This is a genomic window from Streptomyces sp. NBC_00513 (assembly GCF_041431415.1).
Classification (GTDB): Bacteria; Actinomycetota; Actinomycetes; order Streptomycetales; family Streptomycetaceae; genus Streptomyces.
Map to the genome: position 1 here is coordinate 3,430,710 of NZ_CP107845.1, position 23,858 is coordinate 3,454,567.

Sequence of the window (23,858 nt, forward strand, 5' to 3'; positions counted from 1 at the left end):
AGCTACACGCTTGTTCGACGGGGCGTCCTCGTTACCGCGCAGAAGCCCCCGGAAGGGCGGACCTTCCGGGGGCTTCGGGGTGGCGCGGTGGCGGGATCAGCTCGCGCTGAAGGACACGAACAGGTAGTCCGGGTCGCCGCCGGAGCGCGGCTTGCTCACCGATCGGCGCGAGATGAAGAGCTTCCCGTCGTGGTAGCGGTACTCGGAGAACTCCGGCGAGAAGTCACCGGTCTCGGCGCGCTGGGTCTCCTTGTCCGCCGGGTTCTCCATGAGGAGGGTTTCCTTCATCGTCTTGCCGTCGATGCTGACGATCTGGCCGCCCTTGTCGTACGGGGGCTCCTTGTAGGCGATGATGTTCGACCCGTCCATGCGCAGCGGGTACAGCTGGTACTTCTCGCCGGCGTCGGCGCGGTCGCTGGTCTGCTTGCCGGTCTCCAGGTCGAAGGAGAGCAGCTCGTTGGTACGGCCGTAGGACGACTGGCCCTGGTGCTCGTAGGAGGGCAGGTAGATCTTGCCGTTGCCGACGAGCATGCCGGTGCACTTCTCGACCTCGGTGCTGCCGCACTTGCCGGCGAAGTTGCCGGAGTTGAGCGCGATGCGGGCCTTCAGCTCGCCCTTGGGGTCGACGACGAAGAGGTCGCTGACGCCCGTGGCGTTCTTGGCGGTCTTGCCGACGTCGGCGCCGATGATCAGGGGCTTCGTGGACACGATGGAGGCCCACTCGATGCCCTCGGAGAGCTTGTACGAGGAGGTGGGCGCGCCGGTGGCCGGGTCGAGGGTCTGGGCGATCAGGTTCTGTTCGCCGCTGCGGCCGCACTTGCGGATGACGGCGAGGGCCTCGCCGCCCGCGTAGCCGTAGTCGTAGCAGCCTTCGGCGTCGACCTTGGGGGTCCACAGGGACTTGCCGTCGGCGAGGTTCCAGGCCGCGCCGCCGTTGGTTCCGCCGGCGGCGACGGTCTGGCCGCTGAGGGTGACCTCGTCGAAGGAGGCGGGCTTGTCGCCGGAGGTGGCGCCCTTGGCGTTACCGGACCACAGGAGCTTGCCCGCGTTCAGGTCGATGACGCCGACCTGGGTGCAGGGCGGGTACTTGCTCTCCGCCGTCGGCTGGGTGGGCCGGAAGAGGATGGCCGACTTGTTGTCGCTGACGTGGTGGGTGGCGGCGCAGATCTCGCCGGGAAGGGGCACCTCCCACTTCTTGCCGCCGTCGACGAGGTTGTAGCCGACGATCTTGCCCACGTCGGACTTGGCGTACGTGGTGTCGGTGATCCAGGAACCCGGGACCTGGACGGTGTCGGCCGGCTTCGGGCTCGGCAGGTTCAGCAGCACCTTCGACTTGGGGTTGCCGGGCGCCTTCTCCTTGCCGCCGGCGCCGACCGCCGCCTTGTCGTCGCCCGGGCTCGCGGTCGGGTCGCCCTTCGCGATGGGCGTGGAGCCGCCGTCGTCGCCGGAGACGTACCAGAAGCCGCCGCCGATGATGAGGACGATGGCGAGCAGGGCCGCACCCACGATCATCAGCTGGTTGCGCTGGTCACGGTTGCCGCCGGGGGCACCGCCGGACGGGGCCGAGGCCGCGTGCATGGGGGCGGTGGGGTGTCCGAAGGCGGGCGGCGGGGTGCCGGCGCCGGGCTGCTGCGGGTAGCCGTACGAGGGCGCGCCGGGCGGCTGCTGCGGGTAGCCGTACGAAGGCGCGCCGGGCGGCTGCTGCGGGACCGACGGCGGTGCGGACGGCAGCGGCGGGGTGGAGAACCCGCCGGGCGGGGGGTTCTGCGGGGCGCCGAAGCCGCCGGACGGCGGCTGACTGGGGGGCGGCGGGGTACTCATCGGGTGCCATTGCCTCTCGGTGGGCGGCTCGGTGGGCGGCTCGGTGGGCTGGGCTCGTTCACTTGCCGAAGACCATCAGGAGCTTCTCGTCCTTGCCCTTGGCGAGCAGGTGGGTCACGGAGATGTACAGCCGTCCGTCGACGTAGTCGATCCTCGGCTTGTAGAAGGAGTTCTCGACGGCGGACGCGGGCCCGGACGGGTTGCGCAGGGTCGCGGCGGGTTCGCCGCCGCCGGCGGGATAGGTGAGGATCTCGCCGCCCTTGTCCTGCTCCGCGGCGCGGTAGGCGACCAGTTGTCCGTTCACGGCCGTGACGGGGGTGAGGGTCCGCTTGTCGCCGGCCGGGGCGCGCCACTTGACCTTGCCGGTGCCGAGGTCGAAGGCGACGACTTCGTTGCCCGTGCCGGCGGCCGGGGTGGTCGGCAGGTAGAGGGTGTTGGAGTCGACCACGGCGCCGCGGCACACCTGGATGGACCCGAAGAGGCCGCCCCCGCACTTGTTGGCGAAACTGCCCTCACCGGAGACGCCGGTGCGCTGCTTGCCGTCGGGTCCGACGACCACGATGCCGCGTTCCTTCTTGTCCTTGTCGCTGATGTCGAGGACGAGCGGGTCCAGCGAGTAGACGCTGGTCACCTCGTGGTTCTTGGCGAGTCGGTAGTTCCAGGTCGACTTGCCGGTGACCGGGTCGACGTCGTGGACCTCGACGGTGTGGTCGTCGTCGTAACAGGTCGCGATGGCGATCATCTTGTTGTTGCCGGCGATGTAGCTGCCGGGTTTGCACCCCTCGGCCTGGGCGCTGCCGAAGAGCTTGTCGCCGGTGCTGACCTTGAAGGCGCTCGCGGTGGTGGACCGGCTGACGCCGACGGTGTCCCCGGTGATGGACAGGGTGGGGCTGGTCATGATGTCGAAGAGGCCCTCCTTGGGCACCTCCTTCGTCCAGCCCGCCTTGCCCGTCTTGAGGTCGACCAGTCGCATCTGGTTGCAGGTGGAGCTGTCCGACTCGCCGTCCTTGAACATGACGACGGTCTTGCCGTCGGCGGTGGTGTCGGGGGTGACGCCACACAGCTCGGTGGGGAAGGACAGCGTCCACTTCTCCTTGCCGTCGGCGACGGCGAAGGCCGTGAGGGACTTCCACACGCTCTTGACGACGGTGTCCCCGACGATCCACTGGCCTTCGCTGTCGACGCCGGCGCCGGGCCCGTCCACCTTGCTGCTCTTGAGCCAGAGGACCTTGTCCTCGCCCTGCTTGCGGCCGGCGTTGAGGTCTTCCTGGTCACCGCCGCCGTTGCCGCTGCCGTCGCCCTTGTCCACGGAGGCCGAGGCGGAGGGCTTGGCGTCGGCGGGCGTCGAGGCCTGCGCGACGGGCTTCCCGGCCTCGTCGTCCCCCTTGCCGAAGGCGAACCAGGCGCCGGTGCCGAGGATGAGCACGCCCGCGACGGACGCGGCGATGACGATCAGCAGCTTCTGCCGGCGCTGCCCGTCGGGCCCCGCGGGGCCGCCCGGCGGCGGGCCGGGCGGCATGGGCGGCGGGTATCCGTAGCCGGGGTGCGCCTGTTGCTGCGGGACGGTCGGCGGCTGTTGGGCGTACGGGTTCGCGCCTTGGGGCGGGAACCCGTAGCCGGGCTGCGGCGGGCCGGGGAGGTGTCCGTAACCGGAAGGTGTGGGTGGCTGGTTCGGCGGCTGGGGCGGCTCGGTCATCAGCGCATACCTTCGGCGTCAGGAGGTCAGGGAGGGTGGAGGATGCCCTTTCTATCACTGACACCGTTCTTATGCCGGGCCGGTCCGGCCCCTGTTCCCAAGGGCGGACCGGCCTGTGACTCGGCCGTTATCGGGCCGGGCGGTGTGGCTGGAAGACGACGATCACGCGTCTTCGGCGAGCTCCAACCAACGCATCTCCAAGTCGTCCCGCTCGGAGATGAGTTCACGCAGCTCGGCGTCGAGCTTGGCGACCTTGTCGTAGTCGGTGGAGTTCTCGGCGATCTGCGCGTGCAGGTTCGACTCGCGGTCCGACATCTTGTTGAGCTGTCGCTCGATCTTCTGGAGTTCCTTCTTGGCCGCGCGGGAATCGCCGGAGGCCGTCGACTTCGCGGCGGCCGGGACGGGCGCCGGGGCGGCCGCGTCGATCATCCGCTGCCGGCGCTCCAGGTACTCGTCGAGGCCGCGCGGCAGCATGCGCAGGCTCGCGTCCCCGAGCAGGGCCATCACCGTGTCGGTGGTGCGCTCGATGAAGAACCGGTCGTGGGAGATCACGATCATCGAGCCGGGCCAGCCGTCGAGGAGGTCCTCCAGCTGCGTCAGGGTCTCGATGTCGAGGTCGTTGGTGGGCTCGTCGAGGAAGAGGACGTTGGGCTCGTCCATCAGCAGGCGCAGGATCTGCAGCCGGCGCCGCTCACCGCCGGACAGGTCGCCGACGGGCGTCCACTGCTTCTCCTTGGTGAAGCCGAACTGCTCACAGAGCTGTCCCGCCGTCATCTCGCGGCCCTTGCCGAGGTCGACACGGTCGCGGACCCGCTGGACCGCCTCCAGGACGCGCAGCGACGGGTCGAGTTCGCCGACCTCCTGGGAGAGGTAGGCGAGCCTGACGGTCTTGCCGACGGTGACGGTGCCGGCGGCGGGCTGGGTCTCGCCCTGGGTGCGGGCGGCCTCGGCGAGGGCGCGCAGCAGGGAGGTCTTGCCGGCGCCGTTGACGCCGACCAGGCCGACGCGGTCGCCGGGGCCGAGGTGCCAGGTCAGGTGCTTGAGCAGCGTCTTGGGCCCGGCCTGGACGGTGACGTCCTCCAGGTCGAACACGGTCTTGCCGAGGCGGGCGTTGGCGAACTTCATCAGCTCGGAGGTGTCGCGCGGCGGCGGCACGTCGGCGATGAGCTCGTTGGCGGCCTCGATGCGGTAGCGGGGCTTGGAGGTGCGGGCGGGGGCGCCGCGGCGCAGCCAGGCCAGCTCCTTGCGCATCAGGTTCTGCCGCTTGGACTCCTCGGTGGCGGCGATGCGGTCGCGCTCCGCGCGGGCGAAGACGTAGTCGCTGTAGCCGCCCTCGTACTCGTGGACGTCGCCGCGCTGCACGTCCCACATGCGGGTGCAGACCTGGTCGAGGAACCACCGGTCGTGGGTGACGCAGACGAGCGCGGAGCGGCGTTCCTGGAGGTGGCGGGCCAGCCAGGAGATGCCCTCGACGTCGAGGTGGTTGGTGGGCTCGTCGAGGACGAGGAGGTCCTGGTCCGCGATGAGCAGTTGGGCGAGGGCGATGCGCCGGCGCTCGCCGCCGGAGAGCGGGCCGATGACGGTGTCCAGGCCCTGGCCGAAGCCGGGCAGGTCCAGGCCGCCGAAGAGGCCGGTCAGCACGTCGCGGATCTTGGCGTTGCCGGCCCACTCGTGGTCGGCCATGTCCCCGATGATCTCGTGCCGGACGGTGGCCGCGGGGTCCAGCGAGTCGTGCTGGGTGAGGACGCCCATGCGCAGTCCGCCGTTCTGGGTGACCCGACCGGTGTCGGGTTCCTCCAGCTTGGCGAGCATCCGGATGAGGGTGGTCTTGCCGTCGCCGTTGCGGCCGACGACACCGATCCGGTCCCCCTCGGACACGCCGAGGGAGATGCCGTCGAGCAGGGCACGGGTTCCGTACACCTTGCCGACTGCCTCGACATTGACCAGATTGACGGCCATCAGACGCGCTCCAGGGAAGGGGTGTGGATCAGCCCCTCAGCCTAACCCTCCGGGGGGAGGCGGACCGTTCCACCAGCAGCCACCCGCCGAGCGCCATCGCGATGGCGGCGGGCGCGGTGACCGGAAGGGCGATCAGGGTGGCGCTGTGGCCCTCCAGCAGACCTCCGAGGCCGGTCGTCGACAGGCCGAGGATCCCGAGGAGGCAGAGGGTGATGCCGAGGGCGGCGCGGGGCCCGGATCCGGGGCCGGCGCCGCCGCGCACGGGCGCCTCGAAGTGGCGGAAGGCGGCCACGAGCACGCCGGTCAGCGCGGCGGCGAGGAGCAGCCGGACGGGGACCTGCGCCCACCAGGCGGCGCCGGCGGGCTCGGGGAGCGGGAGACCGAGGCCGATCTGGGCGGCGTACACGGCCAGCATGGCGGTGAGGTGCCAGAGGAAGGCGGTCATGGCGATCCCGTTGGCGGCGACGACGCCCCGCCAGACACGGGGCCGGGCCACCCAGGCGGCGGCGGGCCGGGCGAGGAGCTGCACGGCGCCGACCAGCCACATGCCGTGGCAGAGCAGGGCGAGGGTGGGCGGGGCCATGTTGGACACCTTCTCGCCGGGCATCCCGACCATGGAGAGCGGGTACGGCCCGTACGCGACGAGGAGCGCGGCGCCCGCGAGGCCGGCGGCGGCGAGGACGGCGGGGCGGGTGAGTCGCCCGTCGGCGCGCAGGAAGCCGAGCTGGTGGACGGCGAGCCAGACGAAGGCGAAGTTCAGGAACTCGACGTAGGGGACGCCGAGCGCGAAGCGCAGCACGTCGGTGAGGGCGGCGGCCCCGGCGAGGCCGGCGAAGGCGGCCCAGCCGCGGCGCTCGTGCAGCCTCAGCAGCGGCGGGGTGAAGGCGACCATGGCGAGGTAGATCCCGATGAACCACAGCGGTTGCGTCACCAGGCGCAGCGCGGCGCCGGCGAGCGGCCCGCGGTCGGCGCCGGCGAGCTGCACGACGAGGGCGCAGGCGGTCCACACGCCGACGAAGACGAGGGTGGGGCGCAGCAGCCGCTGGAGTCGGGCGCGCAGGAACGCGGCGTAGACCGGGCCGTCCGTCGTGCGGGTGAGGGAACGGTACGAGAGGGCGTGCGAGAAGCCGCCGACGAAGAAGAACACCGGCATCACCTGGAACGCCCAGGTGAGCGGCTGGAGGGCGGGCACGATCCCGAGCAGGTTCCCCATGCCGTCGGGGCCGACGGCGGCCATCAGCCAGTGCCCGAGGACCACGGTCGCGAGCGAGGCGACCCGCAACAGGTCGACGTACCGGTCCCGAGTGGCGGGCGTGGCCGCGGCCATTTCGCTTGCGGTGGCTGTCATGGGGCCACGGTCGCCCGCCGCACGGGGGCCCCGACAGAGTGCGGGTACTCATGTCCGGTCTGGGTACCCGCCCCGCCGGCGGGGCCGGTTCACGGCCGCGCCGGCGGGGCGGGACGGGTCAGAGCAGGGTCGCGCCGGGGGCCGGGGAGGAGGCCACGCGGGTGGCGCGGCAGAGCCCGGAGGCGTCGAGGACGGCGGCGACCTCGGCCGCCGCCTCGGGGTCGCGGACCAGGAACGCCGTCGTGGGCCCGGAGCCGGAGACCAGCGCGGCGAGCGCCCCGGCCCCGGTGCCCGCGGCGAGGACGGCCGCGAGCCGCGGGCGCAGCGACAGGGCGGCGGGCTGGAGGTCGTTGACCAGGGTGGGGGCGAGGGCGTCGGGGTCGCCGGAGGCCAGGGCGGCCAGCAGTGCCGGGGACGCCTGGGGGGCGGGGAGGTCGCGGCCGGCGGCGAGCCGGTCGAACTCCCGGAAGACGGCCGGGGTGGAGAGTCCGCCGTCCGCGACGGCGAAGACCCAGTGGAAGGTGCCGGCGGGGACGGGGGTGAGGATCTCTCCCCGTCCGGTGCCCAGCGCGGCGCCACCGACCAGGCTGAACGGCACGTCGCTGCCGAGTTCCGCGCAGATGTCGAGGAGTTCGGTCATCGGGGTGTTCAGGCCCCAGAGGGCGTCGCAGGCCACCAGGGCGGCGGCCCCGTCGGCGCTGCCGCCGGCCATGCCGCCCGCGACGGGGATGTTCTTCGCGATGTGCAGGTGCACGTCGGGGGAGAGCCCGGCCCGCCGGGCCAGGGTCTCGGCGGCGCGCGCGGCGAGGTTGGTGCGGTCCAGGGGGACCTGGTCGGCGTCGGGTCCCTCGCAGGTCACCTTGGTCCCCGCGGCCGGGGTCGCGGTGACCTCGTCGTACAGGGACACGGCCAGGAAGACGTTGGCGAGGTCGTGGAAGCCGTCGGGTCGGGCGGCGGCGACCGCCAGTTGGACGTTGACCTTGGCGGGGACCCGTACGGTGACGGACCGGGCCGCGGAGTCGGTCGCCCGCCCGGTCGGGTACTCGGTCGGGTTCTCGGTCGGGTTCTCGGTCGCGTGCTCGCTCACAGTGCGGGCCTCTGCGCGGCGGGCTTGTTCTCGGCGATGGCCGCGAACTCCTCGACCGTCAGGGACTCCCCGCGGGCCTGCGGGGAGACGCCTGCGGCGACCAGGGCGGCCTCGGCGGCCGCCGCCGAGCCGGCCCAGCCGGCCAGCGCGGCGCGCAGGGTCTTGCGGCGCTGCGCGAAGGCGGCGTCCACGACGGCGAAGACCTCGGCCTTGGAGGCGGTCGTCTTGATCGGTTCGGCGCGGCGGACCAGCGAGACGAGTCCGGAGTCGACGTTCGGCGCGGGCCAGAAGACCTTGCGGCCGATGGAGCCCGCGCGCTTGACGTGGGCGTACCAGTTGGCCTTGACGGAGGGCACTCCGTACACCTTGTTGCCGGGCTCGGCGGCGAGCCGGTCGGCGACCTCCGCCTGCACCATGACGAGGGTCCGCTCGATGGTCGGGAACCGGTCGAGCATGGTCAGCAGCACCGGGACGGCCACGTTGTAGGGCAGGTTCGCGACGAGCGCGGTCGGCGCCGGGCCGGGCAGCTCGGTGACGAGCATCGCGTCGGAGTGCACGAGGGAGAAGCGGTCCTTGCGGGCCGGCATCCGTGCCTCGATGGTGGCGGGCAGGGCGGCGGCCAGGATGTCGTCGATCTCGACGGCGACGACCCGGTCGGCGGCCTCCAGCAGCGCGAGCGTCAGCGAGCCCAGGCCCGGGCCGACCTCCACGACCACGTCGTCGGGCCGCACCTCGGCGGTGCGGACGATCCGACGGACCGTGTTGGCGTCGATGACGAAGTTCTGACCCTTCTGCTTCGTCGGCCGGACGCCGAGTACGGCGGCCAGCTCCCGGATGTCGGCCGGGCCGAGAAGGGCGTCAGGGGTCGTGCTCTCAGGCTGCTGCTCTGCGGTGCTCACCGGTAAAGCCTACGGCCGCAGTGCGGCCACGGAGTCGCCCCCCGCTGCACGTAGAGCTTCTTGGCCCGGTACGTCTGCTCCGTCCCCGGCGCGTCCTGCGGGCGTCCGCTGCCGCCGAGGGCCTGCCAGGTCCGTACGTCGAACTGGTACAGCCCCCCGTACGTCCCCGACGGGTCGGTGGCGGCCGGCCGGCCGCCGGACTCGCACTGGGCCAGCGCCCCCCAGTCGAGGCCGTCGGCCCCGGCGACGGAGTCGGGCAGGGCCTTCGTGCCGACCTTCACGAGCCGGTTGACGGGTGCGCGGACGATCTCGTCGGCGAGCCGGCGGGGCTTCTGGCGGACCCCGTTGACGATGCGCCGGCCGTAGGTGACCCGGCGCGTCCCCGGTCGGCCGACCCGTTCGACGACCTCGGTGCCGGCGAACAGGTCGTCGTCCCTGACCCACTCGATCTCGTACGGGATGCGCTCCTCGCGGACCTCGCGGGTACCGGTGATGCGCAGGACGGTCACGATCTGGCCGTCGCGCGGGAAGGCGGTCGGCGGGACGGAGGTGCTGTCCTGGCCGTGCAGGCTGATGCCGGCCTGGTCGAGGGCCTCCTGGATGGTGGCGGCGTTGGTGCGGACGGTGGTCTCGCGGCCGTCGGCCAGGAAGGTGACCCCGCGTTCCGTGCGGACGTCGAGGGTGAGGCCGCTGCGCGGCACGGGGGTGGTGCGGGGGGCGGAGAGGTGGGCGCCCTCGGCGCGGATGCCGAGCTGGCGCAGCGCGCCCTCGACGGTGCGGGAGGTGGTCCACACCTGGCGGCGTTCCCCGTCGAGGGTCAGGCGCAGGGGCCGCCCGTAGCGGACGACGACGTCCTCGCCGTCGTCGAGGGCGCTGCCGCGGGCCGGGGCGACGAGGTCGTGGGGGCCGACGCCGAGGCCTTCCGCGGCGAGGAGTTCGTCGACCCCGTCGGCGAAGGTGTGCAGGGACCTCGGGACTCCGTCGACGGTGAGCCGAACCGATTTGTCTGCGGCGACGAACGCGGTGGTGCCGCCGGCGAGGAAGGCCACGACGAGCGCCTGCGGGACGATCCGCCGCCAGGTGTCGGCCGCGGTGCCGGTGGAGCGGCGGGACCGGGCGGGCGCCGGCTCCGCGACGGCGGGGACCGGACCCGCGCCCGCCGGACCCGCGCCCGCCGTTCCCGCGCCCGCCGTTCCCGCGCCCGCCGGGACGGTGGTGGGGAGTGCCCGTCTGCGGCGGCCGGCGGCCGGCTCTCCCGGCGCCTCGGGGGCGGCGACCGATCCCCGGCGCCGTCCCGAGCCGGGGAGCACCGGGTTCCCCCGGGTGTCCGGGGCTCCGGTGAACCCCGTCGGGGCGGGTCCGGGCGCGGTGTCCGGGCGGCGTCGACGTCCCGGGCCCGCGGGTTCCCCGGACGGTGGTTCGTGGGGCGGCCGGAGCGTTTCGGCGCCTCGTTCGCGCCCCCGGGCCCACCCGGGCTCGGGGGACGTGCGGCGGCGCACCGACCTCGGGGCGGGCACACCCGGCACGGGCGCTCCGGGGAGATCGGCCGCCGCGACCGCGGGCTCCGCCGGGTCCGCGACGCCGGGGCCCGCGAAGGGCTCGGGCCACGGCGGTTCGGGGTCCCACCGGGTGGCGAACGCGCCTCCCGACGACCCCGACGACGACCCCGATGCCCCCGGCGGCCCGGGAGGTTCCGGATCCCAGGGCTCCGGTTTCACCCCGGGCCGGATCGGCGGCGCCGGGTACGCCTCCGGGACGGGACCGACGGGACCGCCACGGCGGTGACTGCCCTGGGTATCGCTCACGACGCTCGCTCCACTGGTCCGGCCCCGCTGGTTCGGGCAGGGCACCCTAACGGGAACGACCGTCACACACCAAAGTCGTTCGGTCACGCAGCGTGTCAGGCGAACGGGTGTGTCAGAGCGCGGCGCCGGGGGTCGGCGGGACGTAGTCGAAGGCGCGCGCCGTGTTGGCGGCCAGGGCGGTCGCCATGGCGTCCTCGTCGAGGCCCCGGACGGCCGCCATGGCCCGCACGGTGAGCGGGATCAGGTACGGGGCGTTGGGTCGGCCGCGGTAGGGCGCCGGGGTGAGGTACGGGGCGTCGGTCTCCACGAGCACCAGTTCCAGCGGGGCCACGGCGAGGGCCTCGCGCAGCGGGGCGGCGTTCTTGAAGGTGACGGTGCCGGCGAACGACATGTAGTAGCCGGCGGCGGCGCACTCGCGGGCCATCTCGGCGTCCCCCGAGTAGCAGTGGAAGACGGTGCGTTCGGGCGCGCCCTCCTCGCGCAGGATGCGCAGCACGTCGGCGTGGGCCTCGCGGTCGTGGATGACCAGGGCCTTGCCCCGCCGCTTGGCGATCTCGATGTGGGCGCGGAAGGAACGCTCCTGCGCCGCCGTGCCCTCGGGGCCGGTGCGGAAGAAGTCGAGGCCGGTCTCGCCGACCGCCTTCACGTGGTCGAGCGCCGCGAGGGCCTCGATCTCGGCGAGCGCCTCGTCGAGGGCGCCGTCGCCGCCGCCGGGCCGGGCTCCCTGCCGGGACCAGCCGTCCGGATCGCCGTGGACGATGCGGGGGGCCTCGTTCGGGTGGAGGGCGACGGCCGCGTGGACGTTCTCGTACGCGGCGGCGGTCTCGGCGGCCCAGCGCGAGCCCTTCACGTCGCAGCCCACCTGCACGACGGTGGTCACGCCCACCGAGGCGGCCTTGGCGAGGCCCTCCTCGACGGTGCCCGACTGCATGTCCAGGTGGGTGTGGGAATCGGCGACCGCCACCCGCAGCGGTTCGGGCGGCGGGGGCGGTGCGTCGTTGGCGGTACGGCTCATACGGCCGATCCTATGACCGGGGCTCCGGGACGCCTCCCCGCGTCCCGTGCGGGGGCGGGCTCAGGACCGGCGCAGCCGCCGCGTCAGCCGGGCCAGCAGTCCGGGGCGCTCCTCCCCGTCGGTCACGGCCACCGGCCCCGGGGCGGCGTGCGCCGGGGGCGACTTGCGGGGCTTGGGCGTGCGCGGGGTGTTCGCCCCGGCCGGGACGGGTCCGGCGATGCCGGGCGCGACGGGGTGGTGGTAGAGGCGGTCGAGCGTACCGAGCACGGACTTGACCTGACCCTCGCGCATGATGCGGACCACGTGGCCGCCGCAGTTCACGCACGTCGGGTTGGAGAGCGGGGACGGGACCCGTTCACCCTGGACCGTGTAGACGATGACGGGCCGGCCCTCGCCGTCGACGTGGTGTTCTATCTCGTAACCCTGCTCCCAGCCGTACCCGCACTTCATGCAGGCGAACGAGTACGCCTCGTGCACGGTCTGGACGTTGCGCTTCGAGGGCGCCGGGACGACGGGGGATTCGGCGGTGGCGGCGACGACGGGTCCGGGTACCGGGGTGTCTGCGATCTCTGTCATGCCAGCTCCTCTGTTCCACTGGTGCATAGCCAGTGGACGCCTCTTGAGGCGGGAGCGCATCAGGCCCTGTCGACTGTTGGACGGCCTTTGGCCGAGTCATGCCCAAAGTGCCCGATGCACGGTCTGAGCTTTGCTTTTCAGGCCCGGTCTTTACCGATTCCGGGCGCCTTTTGTGCCGCGTTCTTTGCCGCGACAACCGCGTCGAAAACGTCCCGCTTGGGTACGCCCGCCTCGGCGGCGACGGCGGCGATGGCCTCCTTGCGACGCTCCCCCGCCTCCTCGCGCACCCGCACCCTGCGCACCAGCTCCTCGTCGTCCACGTCGCCGGGTCCGGCGGCCGGGGCGCCCTCGACGACGACCGTGATCTCCCCGCGCACGCCCTCGGCGGCCCACGCCGCCAACTCGCCCAGCCCGCCGCGCTTGACCTCCTCGTACGTCTTGGTCAGTTCGCGGCAGACGGCCGCCCGCCGGTCGGCGCCGAAGACCTCCGCCATGGCGGCCAGGGTGTCGTCGAGCCGGTGGGGCGCCTCGAAGTAGACGAGGGTGCGGCGCTCCGCCTCGACCTCGCGCAGCCGGCCGAGGCGCTCGCCGGCCTTGCGCGGCAGGAAGCCCTCGAAGCAGAACCGGTCCACGGGCAACCCGGACAGGGCGAGCGCGGTCAGCACGGCGGAGGGCCCCGGCACGGCGGTGACCTTGATGTCCTTCTCCACGGCGGCGGCGACCAGCCGGTAGCCGGGGTCGGACACCGAGGGCATGCCGGCGTCGGTGACCAACAGCACCCGCTTGCCGGCCTCCAGGGCCTCGACGAGTTCGGGGGTGCGGGCGGACTCGTTGCCCTCGAAGTACGACAGGACGCGCCCGGTGGTGTGCACACCGAGCCCCTGGGTCAGCCTCCGCAGCCGCCGGGTGTCCTCGGCGGCGATCACATCGGCCCGCTCCAGCTCGGCCCCGAGCCGGGGCGGGGCGTCGGCGAGATCGCCGATCGGGGTGCCGGCGAGCACGAGCACACCGGTGGAAGGGGAGGTCTCGGCGCCGCGGGGCTGGTCAGTCGTCACCCGCCCATCCTCTCAGGAGCCCCACCCGGCACGCCCCGGGCCGCCCCGGCGCTGGGGTTCCCGCGGACGCGTTCCCTACGATGACCCGGTGACCAGTACCGCGACGCCGCCGCCCAGCCCCGCGGGGGCCCCGCCCGCCCCCTCGGGCGGACGCGACTCCGAGCCCGAGCCGTCCGTCTGGCTCCGCCGTCTGCGGGGCTTCGGCTACGCGCCGCGGACCCCGGACGCGGACGTCCGTACCCGCCTCGTGCCCCCGTACGCCCGCCCCTCCGCACAGTTGTGGACGGCGCTCGGCGTGCCGGCCGCGGCGGCGGTCACCTGGCAGCGGGTCCTGGCGTGGGCCGGGCCGCTGCTGGTGGCCCTGGTCGCCGGGGTGCTGCGGTTCGTGCACCTGGGCAGCCCCAAGGCGGTGATATTCGACGAGACGTACTACGCCAAGGACGCCTGGGCCACGATCCGACAGGGCTACGAGGCGAGTTGGCCCAAGGACATCGACAAGTCGATCCTGTCCGACCCGGACGGGGTGGCTCTGCCGCTGGACCCGGGCTACGTCGTGCACCCGCCGGTCGGCAAATGGGTGATCGGCATCGGCGAGTGGATGTTCGGCTTCGATCCGTTCGGCTGGCGGTTCATGACCGCCGTGCTCGGCACGCTGTCCGTGCTGATGCTGTGCCGGATCGGCCGCCGGCTCTTCCGATCCACCTTCCTCGGCTGCCTGGCGGGCGCGCTGCTGGCGGTGGACGGCCTGCACCTGGTGATGAGCCGCACGGCCCTCCTCGACCTGGTGCTGATGTTCTTCGTCCTGGCCGCCTTCGGGGCGCTGGTCGTCGACCGGGACAAGGCCCGGGCGAAACTCGCGGCGGCGCTCCCCGTGGACGAGGACGGACGCACCCGCCCCGACCTCGCCGTCGCGGAGACGCTGCGGCTGGGCCTGCGCCCGTACCGGATCCTGGCGGGCGTCTGCCTGGGTCTGGCGTTCGGCACCAAGTGGAACGGCCTGGTGATCCTGGCCTTCTTCGGGATCCTGACCGTCCTGTGGGACGCGGCCGCGCGCCGCACCGCCGGCGCGGGCGCCCCGTACGCGGCGATGCTGCGCAAGGACGCGCTGCCCGGCTTCCTCTCCACGGTGCCGGTGGCGATCGGCGTGTACCTGGCGTCGTGGACGGGCTGGATCCTCAGCCCGGACAACGGCAAGGGCGGCTACTTCCGCGACTGGGCCGCCAAGAACGACCAGCACAGCTCGCTGTCCTTCCTGCCGGAATGGCTGCGGAGCCTGTGGCACTACGAGACCGAGGTCTACAAGTTCCACGTGGGCCTGACCTCGGGCCACACCTACGAGTCGAACCCGTGGAGCTGGCTCGTGCTCGGCCGGCCCGTCTCGTACTTCTACGAGTCCCCCGCACCCGGCACGGACGGCTGCCCGGCCACGGAAACCGCCAAGTGCGCCCGCGAGGTACTGGCCCTGGGCACGCCCCTGCTGTGGTGGGCCGGCTGCTTCGCGCTGCTGTACGTACTGTGGCGGTGGCTGTTCCGCCGCGACTGGCGGGCGGGCGCCATCACGTGCGCGCTGGCCGCCGGCCTGCTGCCCTGGTTCAACTACCAGGAGCGGACCATCTTCTTCTTCTACGCGGTGGTCTTCGTCCCGTACCTGTGCCTGGCCGTGGCGATGATGATCGGCGCGATGCTCGGCCCGGCGGGCTCCTCGGAACGCCGCCGCGCGATCGGCGCGATCGGCGCGGGCGTACTCGTCCTGCTGATCGTCTGGAACTTCATCTACTTCTGGCCCATCTACACGGGCCAGTCCCTCCCGATGGACTCCTGGCGCGGCCGCATGTGGCTGGACACCTGGGTCTAGCGCCACGGAAGCACCCGACGGGCCCGACACCTGAGGGTGCCGGGCCCGTGGTGGTTGTTGGTGGCGGTCACCGGCCGTCGTTGGCCACCCCTTGACGGCCCACAGACGGCCCGGCAGGGGGTCGAGGGCTGGCTGGCCTCCATGGCCCCGCCCGTGGTCCATTCCTGTTCCGTTCCCCGACGTGTACGACACCCGCGGACGGTCATTCGCGGCGATCCGGCGCGGGGCAGGCGAAGGGCCCCACCGCAAGCGGTGGGGCCCTTCGGATTGCTGCCTGTTGAGCACGCTGGCAGAGGCCACGGCCCCAGGGCTCGGACGCGTGAGAGCTTGTTACCAACACGCTTTCCAAGGCCGTTGCCGCAGGCCGGGCCTCGATTCAGGGCCGTTCACCTGCGTTCGCGGGTGAACGGCACATCGCCGAAAGCCGCAGCTTGGACGCCTGTGAACGTCGGTGTACGGGGGTGAATGAGGCGGAAATTGCAACGGTTGGAGGCCCTTCCTTCCGAACGCTGGGCCCCACACTTGGCTCGTAGAACTCAGTAGCTGCGATCCCACGAAAGGGACCTTTTGTCCTCGTCCTCCCCATAGACGCTCACGCACACGGCAGGCAGCTCCTCGCTCTCGTCGCGAGCCACTGTCTCCAGCAGAGTGACCAGTTGCTCAGCGGCATTGAGCTCGAACCATTCAGTTGTGCCGGTGGCGACGGTCAGCCACTGCTCGGCCGTCGCCAAGCCGGGGACGAACACCTCAAGGACGAATCCCAAGGATTCTTCTTGCGGTTCCTTCCGCACCCGAGCGCTCAGGATGTCCGCGTGTGGCACCAACGCGCCGAAAGGTGCCCGTGTCTCCAACCAAACGCGCGGCCCCTGCCTGGAGACCCTCCCCAGCGCGGCGTAGGCAACCGCCGCCAGCCCCTCGCCGACCGCGTCTGTCAGCTGTCCCTCCCCAGTGCGATTCTCGGCGCGCCTGGCCAGCGCACTAGCCTTCTTCTGCCAATCGAACACGCGATGCCCCTCCCTGGTGGGTGCCCTTCGAACTGCTCTCCCCACCGTGAGGATCTCTATGCCCTCCCGGAGCCGCGAGTCTTCAGCTGATGCAAGGCGAGTGCGGCAGGGCCTCACTAGGCGGGTGCAGACACGGGTCACTCGTACTTCCACACCAGTCGGGAGCTGTTGGCAAGGATCCGTATGTCCGCCGGCATGTGCTGATGTTCGCCCTACGGTGATGTCAGGAGGGGCACCTCACATCACCGGCAGCAACGACGCCTAGCGACGCGTGCCACGGCACAGACCGTAGCGGTGAATGTGTGCCGCCCCGTATGGCAATACCACTCACACTGCAGATTGCTATTCAATCTAAGATTCTCCGGGGTTCGACCCGAGTCTTTCAGGCAGCGGATGAATCGAGATGCGATTTCAGGCTTAAGCGCTGCGAGAGATTCACTCGTAGGTGCAATTGAACGGCGAACATTATTGGCGTGGACGCCTTGCCTATAGCAGGCATGGCAGCCCGACCCCTTAGCAGCCCTATTCCGTATTGAACTCTCCCACGTATTTCCACACTTGCTACATCCCCACTCCACCACATCGAACGACGAAGGGGAGCGCACAGAGAGATCAAACAAAGGGTTGGTTATGTTCTTTCTGAATTCAACCAGAAGATGCGGGTGTAGTTCTGCGACTGACGGATATCTGACTTTCCCCTTCAGTTCCGCCCACGCCTCTGCCGCCTCCCGCAGACGCTGCGTAATATGATCATTGCTTAGCAATTCAAACGGCAACCCATGCGCGATCATTAGCGTGCTGAGAGATGAAGCCCAGATCCAGGGATCGATGCCGTTGCGAGTCGCATCGTCGACCCTGATCGCGACCCCTGGTACAAGCGGGAGGCCGTGTGCGCGAAGTCGCACATAGTTCAAGTCGGCCAGCAGAACACTCTTCCGGACGTCGTTGGCATGGCTACGATGCGAGTTGTGCGTGTGGAGTGGATCCAAGTCGACATGAAGCGCAATCGTTGGCAGAAACAGATCCACTCGGGCTGGCCGCCCCGACGTTCCGAGAGCCTGCTTTACTTCGTAGTCGCACAAAACTTCCGTGCCTGTAGCTGCTTCGAGCAGAAAGCACACTTCAAGTTCGAATCGCGATCTCCCAGCCGAAGCACACCTTGGACACTCTGACCCGTAGGTTCGAGCGAGCACGAGTGCCTCCCACTCGTGCCCGTTTGGGCACCGCCACTGGCACCGGTCATTACTCCCTGGCCTCAGTCGTTCGGGACCCTCTCCAGGCGTAGTGATGTTCCTGACGAATGTCTGACTGATTCGCGGATGGCGTTCCTTGAGCGAGTCGCCCTCTTGGGGGAGCCGACGCCGTATGGCTATTCGACGGTCATAGCACTTGCGGCACCCGGATCCCTCTCGATTGCGGTGAGAGCGGACGCGAGAGGCGACCGTCGCCACCCAAACATTTCCACACGATGAGCAATTCCACTCGCACTTGTCGCCAGATCCAGGCCTGAGTTGCGTCAGATCAGACTCTGGAGTCGTCACATTCCTCACAAACTCCTGGGAGACCGTTACGCCTAGGACATCGCGAGCAGTTTGCGAAAATGGCTTTGGTTGACGTCGAGCTTTTCCGCGCCTGCCCTGGAAACAAGCGGGGCATCCAGTATTTCCCGCTACCCGACTCTGGGGAGTTGCCACCCATTCGTTCCCACATGCACGACAACGCCATCTGCACCTATAGCCGCTTTGTGGCTTTAGGTGAGTGGAAGTAAGCTCATTTTCCAGATTGTGAACAAACTCAGCCGCTAAGTCCGGGTGAACATCTGCCAAGGACTTGCCTGGCGCAGCCACTCTGCGGGCATTTATAGTCCGAAGGCGTGCACAACGAGGGCATCCGCTACCCGCACCACCCAAGGTTCGTTTCTTGGCGCTACAATTTCATTCGTGCACACAAATCGTGCACCGCCATTTACAGTCGTGTACGGCAAGAGGGTGCAGTGTCTCAGGTGTCGCGTCGGGGCAGTTGATCACTGCCACCAATTCTTTCGCGATATCCGGATGGGTATCAGCAATTACCTGCTGCCCAGCGGATCCTATTTGCCGGTCTCCCATGGCGCCCCCCAGCTTAAAGGTAGGCATAAATCGTACAGTCGACTGACGCCCTGAGGGGCTCGATTCGCCTCAACTACACCGCTGTGGCCTCGGGTCCGGGGCCCTGTCCACCAGCTCATGAGCCTGGTCCGGCTGAGCCGGGCGTTGAGCGAGCCACCCCGAGACACGCGGACCGCCATTTACCGCGCCACCCTCCGTGACTGTGCGGACATGCCGGAAACCGTGCCGAAGGTAGTAGCGCTGAAGCGCCGGGAAGCGCCGGGAAGCGCCGGAACGATACGCCCGATCGCCAGCCCAATCGAGCATCCGCCCACCAAGTTCCCGTCCGGCATGAGTCCTAGCGACCGTCAGCTTGGGTTCGTCCCCGCGCGTGCGGGGAGCAGGCTTGCTGAGCTGGGACGGTATCCGGCTCGGCCGGCACTTTGCAGTACTTTCGCCGATTCCGGCGTACCGGGCGAAGGCCACAGACCCCCGGCCGGCATCTGGCGCGGCTCGCGCCCACCGCATGACGCGGCGCCCCGGGTGAGCGGCCCGCGGCCCGCCCGTGCCGGCGTCACCTGGACACCCGGAGTCGCGCGCAACCGCGCCCACCCCCAACGCCCCGACCCCGTCGCCGCGTTCGGCGTGTGACGGGCGGCACGTTCCGGTCCGGTAACAACACGCGCAACACGCGCTCGCTCAGCGTAATGTCCACACCAGGGGTTCTTGAACATGTTCAGAGAACCGTGGCTCCTGGGGAGGGGACGCAAGTGAACGGGGCGGCGAAGGGTGCCATCATCGGCGGGGTGTTCCTCGCGATGGTCGGCGGTGCCGGGTACGGCATGTACTCACTGGTCGGCGACACCGGCGGGGAGAAGGACGACACGGTTGCCGGCAAGACGGCGACCGGCGCGTCGAGGGGCGAGGGCCCGGTCACCGAGAAGGAGACCGCGGAGGCCGCGAAGGGCTTCCTGACGGCATGGGCGGCCGGGGACGAGCGCACGGCGGCCGACTGGACGAACAACGCGTCCGAGGCACTGTCGGCGGTCGCCGACTTCAAGACCAGGGCCTACGTGTCCAAGGCGGTGATCACTCCCGGCACCCCGAGCGGCACGACCGTGCCGTTCAAGGTCGAGGCCGAGGTCACCTACGAGGGCACGACCAAGCCCCTGGCGTACGAGTCCCGGCTCACCGTGGTCCGCGGACTCAGCACCGGGAAGGCCCTGGTCGACTGGCAGGCCTCGGTGATCCATCCGGACCTCAAGCGCGGCGAGCGGCTGCGCGCGGGCACGCCGGCCAGTCCCCCGGTCAAGCTGGTGGACCGCAACGACCAGGAACTGACCCCGGAGAAGTACCCGTCGCTGCGGCCCGTGCTGGCCCAACTGCGCGAGACCTACGGCGGCAGGGCCGGAGGCAAGGCGGGAGCGGAGCTGTGGATCGAACCGGCCACCGCCACCGCCGCCTCCACCTCCACCACCACCTCCACCACCCAGGACGGTGACGCCGGGCAGGACGGCGGCGGCAGACGCACGCTGTTGACCCTGGTGGCGGGTGAGCCGAGCACCCTCAAGACGTACCTGGACGCGAAGGTGCAGGCGGCGGCGGAGCAGGCGGTGGCCAAGTACCCGGAGTCCTCGGTGGTGGCCGTCAAGCCGAGCAACGGCCACATCCTGGCCATCGCCAACCACCGCAAGGACGGCTACAACGCGGCGATGACGGGCACGCGCGCACCCGGCTCGACGATGAAGATCGTCACGGCGGCGATGCTGCTCGACCGGGGCAAGGTGGCCGCCGACAGCCCCGCCCCGTGCGACAAGACGGTTTCCTGGGGCGGCCGTTCCTTCCACAACCTGAGCAACTTCCAACTGCCGGCGGGCACGAACTTCGCGACGAGCTTCGCCAAGTCCTGCAACACCGCCTTCATCAAGCAGATCAAGGAGGTCGACGAGGACGCCGCGCTGTCGAAGGAGGCCACGGAGGTCTTCGGCATCGGCCTGGACTGGAAGACGGGCATCAAGTCCTTCGACGGCAAGGTTCCGGTGACGACCGGGGCGGAGTCGGCGGCCGAGTACATCGGGCAGGGCCAGATCACCATGAACCCGCTGAACATCGCGTCCATCACGGCGACGGCACGCAGCGGCCGGTTCCACCAGCCCCTGCTGGTCTCCCCCGAGCTGGACGGCCGGCCGCCCGCGACGGCGGCGCGCACGATGAAGTCGTCGGTGCGCGGCCAACTCGTCTCCATGATGCGGCTGACGGCGACCAGCGGTACCGGCGCCGACGCCATGGCCTCGGTCGGCGGCGACAAGGGCGCGAAGACCGGTTCGGCGGAGGTGGACGGCGCGGCGAGCCCGGACAGTTGGTTCACGGGCTTCAGCGACGACGTGGCCGCGGCGGCGATGGTCGAGGGCGGCGGCCACGGCGGTGCCGCGGCGGGCCCGATCGTGGCGGCGGTCCTGCGTTCCTGACCCCGCCGTACGGGCCTGCGTGCGACCGCAGCCGTACGGACGCGCGCACGGCACCCGCCGCAAGGGCCTGCGCACGACCCGCCCCACGGACGCGCGCACGGCACCCGCCGCACACGCACCCACTCCCGGAACCCCGCGCCCCGACCCCGCACGCCCCGACCCCGACCCCGCGGCAAGCCCCCGCTCACAGGGAGGCGCGTACCGCCCGGACCAGGGCCTGTGCGCGGGGGTCGGCGGTGACCGACTTGGCCAGGGAGTTGGTGACGTACCCGAAGCCGATGCCCGCCTCCGCGTCGGCGAAGGCCAGCGAACCGCCGCGTCCCGGGTGCCCGAAGGAGGCCGGGGACAGCAGCGGGGAGGCCGGACCGTGCAGCATGTAGCCGGGGCCGAAGCGGGTGTTGACGACGAGTACCCGGTCCGGTCCCGAGGACAGTTCCGAGGACGCCAGGGCCGCGGTCTCGGGGGTGAAGAGGCGGGATCCGTCCTCGGTGTCGCCCAGCAGCGCGGCGTAGAAGCCGGCCAGGGCCCGGGCGGTGCCGATGCCGGCCGAGGCGGGCAGTTCGGCGGCCCGGTAGGCGGGGTCGTTCTCGTCGGGCAGGGGGTCGATGGCCGCGAAGGCGCGTCGGGTCGGCGAGTGCGGGTCGGCGTAGGCCTCCGAAACGTTTCTGCGCGGCCGGGTGCGCAGCGCTCCCGCCGACGCCGGCGGCTCCACCGGTCCGACCCTGCCGACCCGTCCCGCCTCGGCGTCGGGCAGCCCGATCCAGAAGTCCAGTCCCAGCGGGCCCGTGACCTCCCGCGCGAGCCACTGCCCCACCGACATCCCGGTCACCCGGAGCACCAGTTCCGACAGCAGCCAGCTGTACGTCTGCGCGTGGTAGCCGTGGTCCGTGCCGGGCTGCCAGAAGGCGGTCTGTTCGGCGACGGCCCGCGGCCCGCTCTCGCCGTCCGCCGCCTGGGCCGGCGTCAACGGTCGGTCCAGCGCCGGGACGCCCGCACGGTGTGCCAGCAGGTCGCGGACCCGTGCCCGCTCCTTGCCGCCCGCCTTGAACTCCGGCCAGTGGGCTCCGACCGGCGCGTCCAGGTCCAGCAGCCCCCGCTGGTGGAGAAGCAGCGGGACGGCCGCGGCGACGCCCTTGGTGGCCGAGCGCACGACCTGCGCCGTGTCCGCGGTCCAGGGCGCGCCGCCGCCCGAGCCATCGGCCCCGCCGCCCGAGCCATCGGCTCCGGCGCCCGAGCCATCGGTCCCGGCGCCCGGTCCGCCGGTCGCGGATCCGCCCGGGCCCCGGGGGTCGCCGCCGTCCACGTCCTTCGTGCCGGCCCACAGGTCCACGACCTTGCGGCCGTCGCGGTACACGGCCACGGCCGCGCCCCGGTCCCCGAGCACCTCGAAGTTGCGCGCGAACGCGTCCCGGACGGCCTCGAAGCCCTCCGTCACCTCACCATGGATCTCCACGACGGTTCCAACAACCGACCGCGGGCGCTTATGCCGCCGGGGCCGGGGTCCCGGGGCCCGGCGCGGCGGTCGTCGGCGTCGGCGTCGGCGGTGTCACCGAACGCGGATCGAAGCCGAAGGGGAGTTCCAGCCGGTGGGCGCCCATCAGTTCCTCGTCGCACAGCAGGTCCTGCGTCCGCCCGTCGGCGGTGATGACCCCGTCGCTGAGGATCACCGCGCGCGGGCACAGTTCCAGCGCGTACGGCAGGTCGTGCGTGACCATGAGCACCGTCACGTCCAGCGAGCGCAGGATGTCGGCCAGCTCGCGCCGCGAGGCGGGGTCGAGGTTGGAGGAGGGCTCGTCCAGGACCAGGATCTCGGGCCGCATCGCCAGTACGGTGGCCACCGCCACCCGTCGGCGTTGACCGAAGGACAGGTGGTGCGGCGGCCGGTCCGCGAAGGCGGCCATGCCGACCTGTTCCAGCGCCTCCCGGACCCGCCGCTCCAGTTCCGCGCCCCGCATGCCGGCGGCGGCGGGGCCGAAGGCCACGTCCTCGCGCACGGTGGGCATGAACAACTGGTCGTCGGGGTCCTGGAAGACGATGCCGACCCGGCGGCGGATCTCGGCGAAGTTCCGCTTCTCCACGGGCAGCCCGGCCACGGTCACGGTGCCGACCCCGCCGGCGAGGATGCCGTTGAGGTGCAGGACGAGCGTGGTCTTCCCCGCGCCGTTGGGGCCGAGGAGGGCGACGCGTTCCCCCTGCCCGACGGTCAGGTTCACGCCGAAGAGGGCCTGGTGTCCGTCCGGGTAGGCGTAGGCGAGGCCGGAGACGTCCAGCGAGGGCGGTACGGGGGTCGAGGGGGCGTTCACGGCGTCCATCCCATCACGTCCACGGTGTCCATCCCACCCGGCACGTCCACCCCACCCGGCACGTCCATCACGTCCACGGCATCCACCTCACCCATCCCACCCATCCCACCCATCACGTTCACAGCGTCCACCCCGTCAGGCAGACGGCGAGCGCCGCCAGCGGGAGCACGGCCGCGTACGCCCACTGGGCGCGCGTGGCCGCGACGTCGTCGATCACCGGCATCGAGCCGGAGTAGCCGCGGCTGACCATCGCGAGGTACACGCGCTCGCCGCGCTCGTAGGAACGGATGAAGAGCGCTCCGGCCGTCTTGGCCAGCACCCCCCAGTGCCGGATCCCGCGCGCCTCGAACCCGCGCGAGCGGCGGGCGATCGACATCCGGCGGAGTTCGCCGCCGATCACATCGCCGTACCGGATCATGAAGGAGGCGATCTGGACCAGCAGTGGCGGCAGTTTCAGCCGCTGGAGGCCGAGGAGCAGCGCCCGCAGTTCGGTCGTCGAGGCGAGCAGGACGGAGGCGGCCACGCCGAGGGTGCCCTTGGCGAGCACGTTCCAGGCGCCCCACAGGCCGGAGACGCTCAGCGACATGCCGAGCACCTCGACCCGCTCGCCCTCCGCCACGAAGGGCATGAGTACGGCGAAGGCGACGAACGGCACCTCGATCAGCAGCCGGCGCAGCACGAAGGCGGCCGGGATCCGGGCGACGGCCGTGACCGCCGCGAGCAGGAGGGCGTACAGGCCGAAGGCCCACATCGCCTCCCGCGGTGTGGACACGACGACCAGCACGAACGCGAAGGTCGCGGCGAGCTTGCAGTGCGGCGGCAGGGCGTGGATGGGCGAGTGCCCGTGCCGGTAGAGCTTGTGGGTGTGGCCGGCCCCCAT

General features: G+C 71.3%; 17 protein-coding genes and 1 pseudogene. 2 read left to right on the forward strand and 16 right to left on the reverse strand.

What is annotated here, in order from left to right:
• Positions 1 to 96 precede the first annotated feature (96 nt).
• The 10 genes from OHA84_RS15855 to rsmI all read right to left on the reverse strand — a co-directional run bounded on the left by OHA84_RS15855 (position 97) and on the right by rsmI (position 13,261).
• Positions 97 to 1,821 (reverse strand): PQQ-binding-like beta-propeller repeat protein, encoded by a 1,725-nt coding sequence (locus OHA84_RS15855; protein ID WP_053679507.1) that lies wholly within the window; start codon positions 1,819 to 1,821, stop codon positions 97 to 99.
• Positions 1,822 to 1,879: 58 nt separating this feature from the next.
• Positions 1,880 to 3,517: a PQQ-binding-like beta-propeller repeat protein gene (locus tag OHA84_RS15860; protein WP_266947692.1), complete on the reverse strand. Its 1,638-nt coding sequence runs from the start codon at positions 3,515 to 3,517 to the stop codon at positions 1,880 to 1,882.
• 162 nt (positions 3,518 to 3,679) lie between these two features.
• The gene (locus OHA84_RS15865) at positions 3,680 to 5,476 is read right to left on the reverse strand and encodes an ABC-F family ATP-binding cassette domain-containing protein (RefSeq protein ID WP_053679511.1); all 1,797 of its coding nucleotides are present in this window, start codon (positions 5,474 to 5,476) and stop codon (positions 3,680 to 3,682) included.
• 28 nt (positions 5,477 to 5,504) lie between these two features.
• Entirely contained in the window at positions 5,505 to 6,824 is a 1,320-nt protein-coding gene (locus OHA84_RS15870) for an acyltransferase (protein ID WP_053679513.1), read from the reverse strand.
• Positions 6,825 to 6,942: 118 nt separating this feature from the next.
• Complete coding sequence (locus OHA84_RS15875) at positions 6,943 to 7,911, reverse strand: 4-(cytidine 5'-diphospho)-2-C-methyl-D-erythritol kinase (RefSeq protein WP_266971135.1); 969 nt, start codon at positions 7,909 to 7,911, stop codon at positions 6,943 to 6,945.
• A complete protein-coding gene (gene rsmA, locus OHA84_RS15880; RefSeq protein ID WP_053679515.1) occupies positions 7,908 to 8,810 on the reverse strand; it encodes a 16S rRNA (adenine(1518)-N(6)/adenine(1519)-N(6))-dimethyltransferase RsmA in 903 nt (300 codons plus the stop codon). Before rsmA ends, OHA84_RS15875 begins: the two co-directional genes overlap by 4 nt.
• Complete coding sequence (locus tag OHA84_RS15885; protein ID WP_266971133.1) at positions 8,807 to 10,120, reverse strand: resuscitation-promoting factor; 1,314 nt, start codon at positions 10,118 to 10,120, stop codon at positions 8,807 to 8,809. The genes rsmA and OHA84_RS15885 overlap by 4 nt, the downstream gene beginning before the upstream one ends.
• Before the next feature lie 607 nt (positions 10,121 to 10,727).
• Positions 10,728 to 11,630 (reverse strand): TatD family hydrolase, encoded by a 903-nt coding sequence (locus OHA84_RS15890; protein ID WP_053679517.1) that lies wholly within the window; start codon positions 11,628 to 11,630, stop codon positions 10,728 to 10,730.
• Between the two features lie 60 nt (positions 11,631 to 11,690).
• Positions 11,691 to 12,206 (reverse strand): hypothetical protein, encoded by a 516-nt coding sequence (locus tag OHA84_RS15895; protein WP_371591390.1) that lies wholly within the window; start codon positions 12,204 to 12,206, stop codon positions 11,691 to 11,693.
• Positions 12,207 to 12,343: 137 nt separating this feature from the next.
• A complete protein-coding gene (rsmI, locus tag OHA84_RS15900; protein ID WP_053679519.1) occupies positions 12,344 to 13,261 on the reverse strand; it encodes a 16S rRNA (cytidine(1402)-2'-O)-methyltransferase in 918 nt (305 codons plus the stop codon).
• An 88-nt stretch (positions 13,262 to 13,349) separates the two neighbouring features.
• Here rsmI and OHA84_RS15905 point away from each other — a divergent pair, with 88 nt between their 5' ends.
• Positions 13,350 to 15,116, forward strand: a complete 1,767-nt coding sequence (locus OHA84_RS15905; protein WP_371591391.1) for a dolichyl-phosphate-mannose--protein mannosyltransferase — start codon at positions 13,350 to 13,352, stop codon at positions 15,114 to 15,116.
• Between the two features lie 536 nt (positions 15,117 to 15,652).
• Here the strand turns inward: OHA84_RS15905 and OHA84_RS15910 are convergent.
• The 3 genes and pseudogenes from OHA84_RS15910 to OHA84_RS15920 form a co-directional block, all read right to left on the reverse strand.
• Complete coding sequence (locus OHA84_RS15910) at positions 15,653 to 16,120, reverse strand: hypothetical protein (RefSeq protein ID WP_266971129.1); 468 nt, start codon at positions 16,118 to 16,120, stop codon at positions 15,653 to 15,655.
• A gap of 242 nt (positions 16,121 to 16,362) precedes the next feature.
• Positions 16,363 to 17,967 carry a zinc-ribbon domain-containing protein gene (locus OHA84_RS15915; RefSeq protein WP_353962531.1) on the reverse strand — a complete coding sequence of 535 codons (1,605 nt, stop codon included), beginning with the start codon at positions 17,965 to 17,967 and terminating at the stop codon, positions 16,363 to 16,365.
• A gap of 330 nt (positions 17,968 to 18,297) precedes the next feature.
• Positions 18,298 to 18,582: pseudogene (locus OHA84_RS15920) on the reverse strand (GNAT family N-acetyltransferase); the annotation flags it as partial.
• Positions 18,583 to 18,977: 395 nt separating this feature from the next.
• On the opposite strand from OHA84_RS15920, the gene OHA84_RS15925 reads away from it, so the two are divergent.
• Complete coding sequence (locus OHA84_RS15925; RefSeq protein WP_266971127.1) at positions 18,978 to 20,675, forward strand: penicillin-binding transpeptidase domain-containing protein; 1,698 nt, start codon at positions 18,978 to 18,980, stop codon at positions 20,673 to 20,675.
• 184 nt (positions 20,676 to 20,859) lie between these two features.
• Here the strand turns inward: OHA84_RS15925 and OHA84_RS15930 are convergent, their stop codons facing one another.
• The 3 genes from OHA84_RS15930 to cbiQ all read right to left on the reverse strand — a co-directional run bounded on the left by OHA84_RS15930 (position 20,860) and on the right by cbiQ (position 23,858).
• Positions 20,860 to 22,128 (reverse strand): serine hydrolase domain-containing protein, encoded by a 1,269-nt coding sequence (locus tag OHA84_RS15930; RefSeq protein ID WP_266971125.1) that lies wholly within the window; start codon positions 22,126 to 22,128, stop codon positions 20,860 to 20,862.
• Between the two features lie 28 nt (positions 22,129 to 22,156).
• Complete coding sequence (locus tag OHA84_RS15935; RefSeq protein WP_266971124.1) at positions 22,157 to 22,987, reverse strand: energy-coupling factor ABC transporter ATP-binding protein; 831 nt, start codon at positions 22,985 to 22,987, stop codon at positions 22,157 to 22,159.
• Between the two features lie 109 nt (positions 22,988 to 23,096).
• Positions 23,097 to 23,858 (reverse strand): cobalt ECF transporter T component CbiQ, encoded by a 762-nt coding sequence (gene cbiQ, locus OHA84_RS15940; protein ID WP_266971123.1) that lies wholly within the window; start codon positions 23,856 to 23,858, stop codon positions 23,097 to 23,099.

Bases quoted from the DNA above. Each gene is read 5' to 3' on its own strand.
- OHA84_RS15935 (WP_266971124.1), bottom strand. From the start codon at position 22,987: ATGGACGCCGTGAACGCCCCCTCGACCCCCGTACCGCCCTCGCTGGAC.
- OHA84_RS15855 (WP_053679507.1), bottom strand. From the start codon at position 1,821: ATGAGTACCCCGCCGCCCCCCAGTCAGCCGCCGTCCGGCGGCTTCGGC.
- cbiQ (WP_266971123.1), bottom strand. From the start codon at position 23,858: ATGGGGGCCGGCCACACCCACAAGCTCTACCGGCACGGGCACTCGCCC.
- OHA84_RS15870 (WP_053679513.1), bottom strand. From the start codon at position 6,824: ATGACAGCCACCGCAAGCGAAATGGCCGCGGCCACGCCCGCCACTCGG.
- OHA84_RS15890 (WP_053679517.1), bottom strand. From the start codon at position 11,630: ATGAGCCGTACCGCCAACGACGCACCGCCCCCGCCGCCCGAACCGCTG.
- OHA84_RS15895 (WP_371591390.1), bottom strand. From the start codon at position 12,206: ATGACAGAGATCGCAGACACCCCGGTACCCGGACCCGTCGTCGCCGCC.
- OHA84_RS15860 (WP_266947692.1), bottom strand. From the start codon at position 3,517: ATGACCGAGCCGCCCCAGCCGCCGAACCAGCCACCCACACCTTCCGGT.
- OHA84_RS15865 (WP_053679511.1), bottom strand. From the start codon at position 5,476: ATGGCCGTCAATCTGGTCAATGTCGAGGCAGTCGGCAAGGTGTACGGA.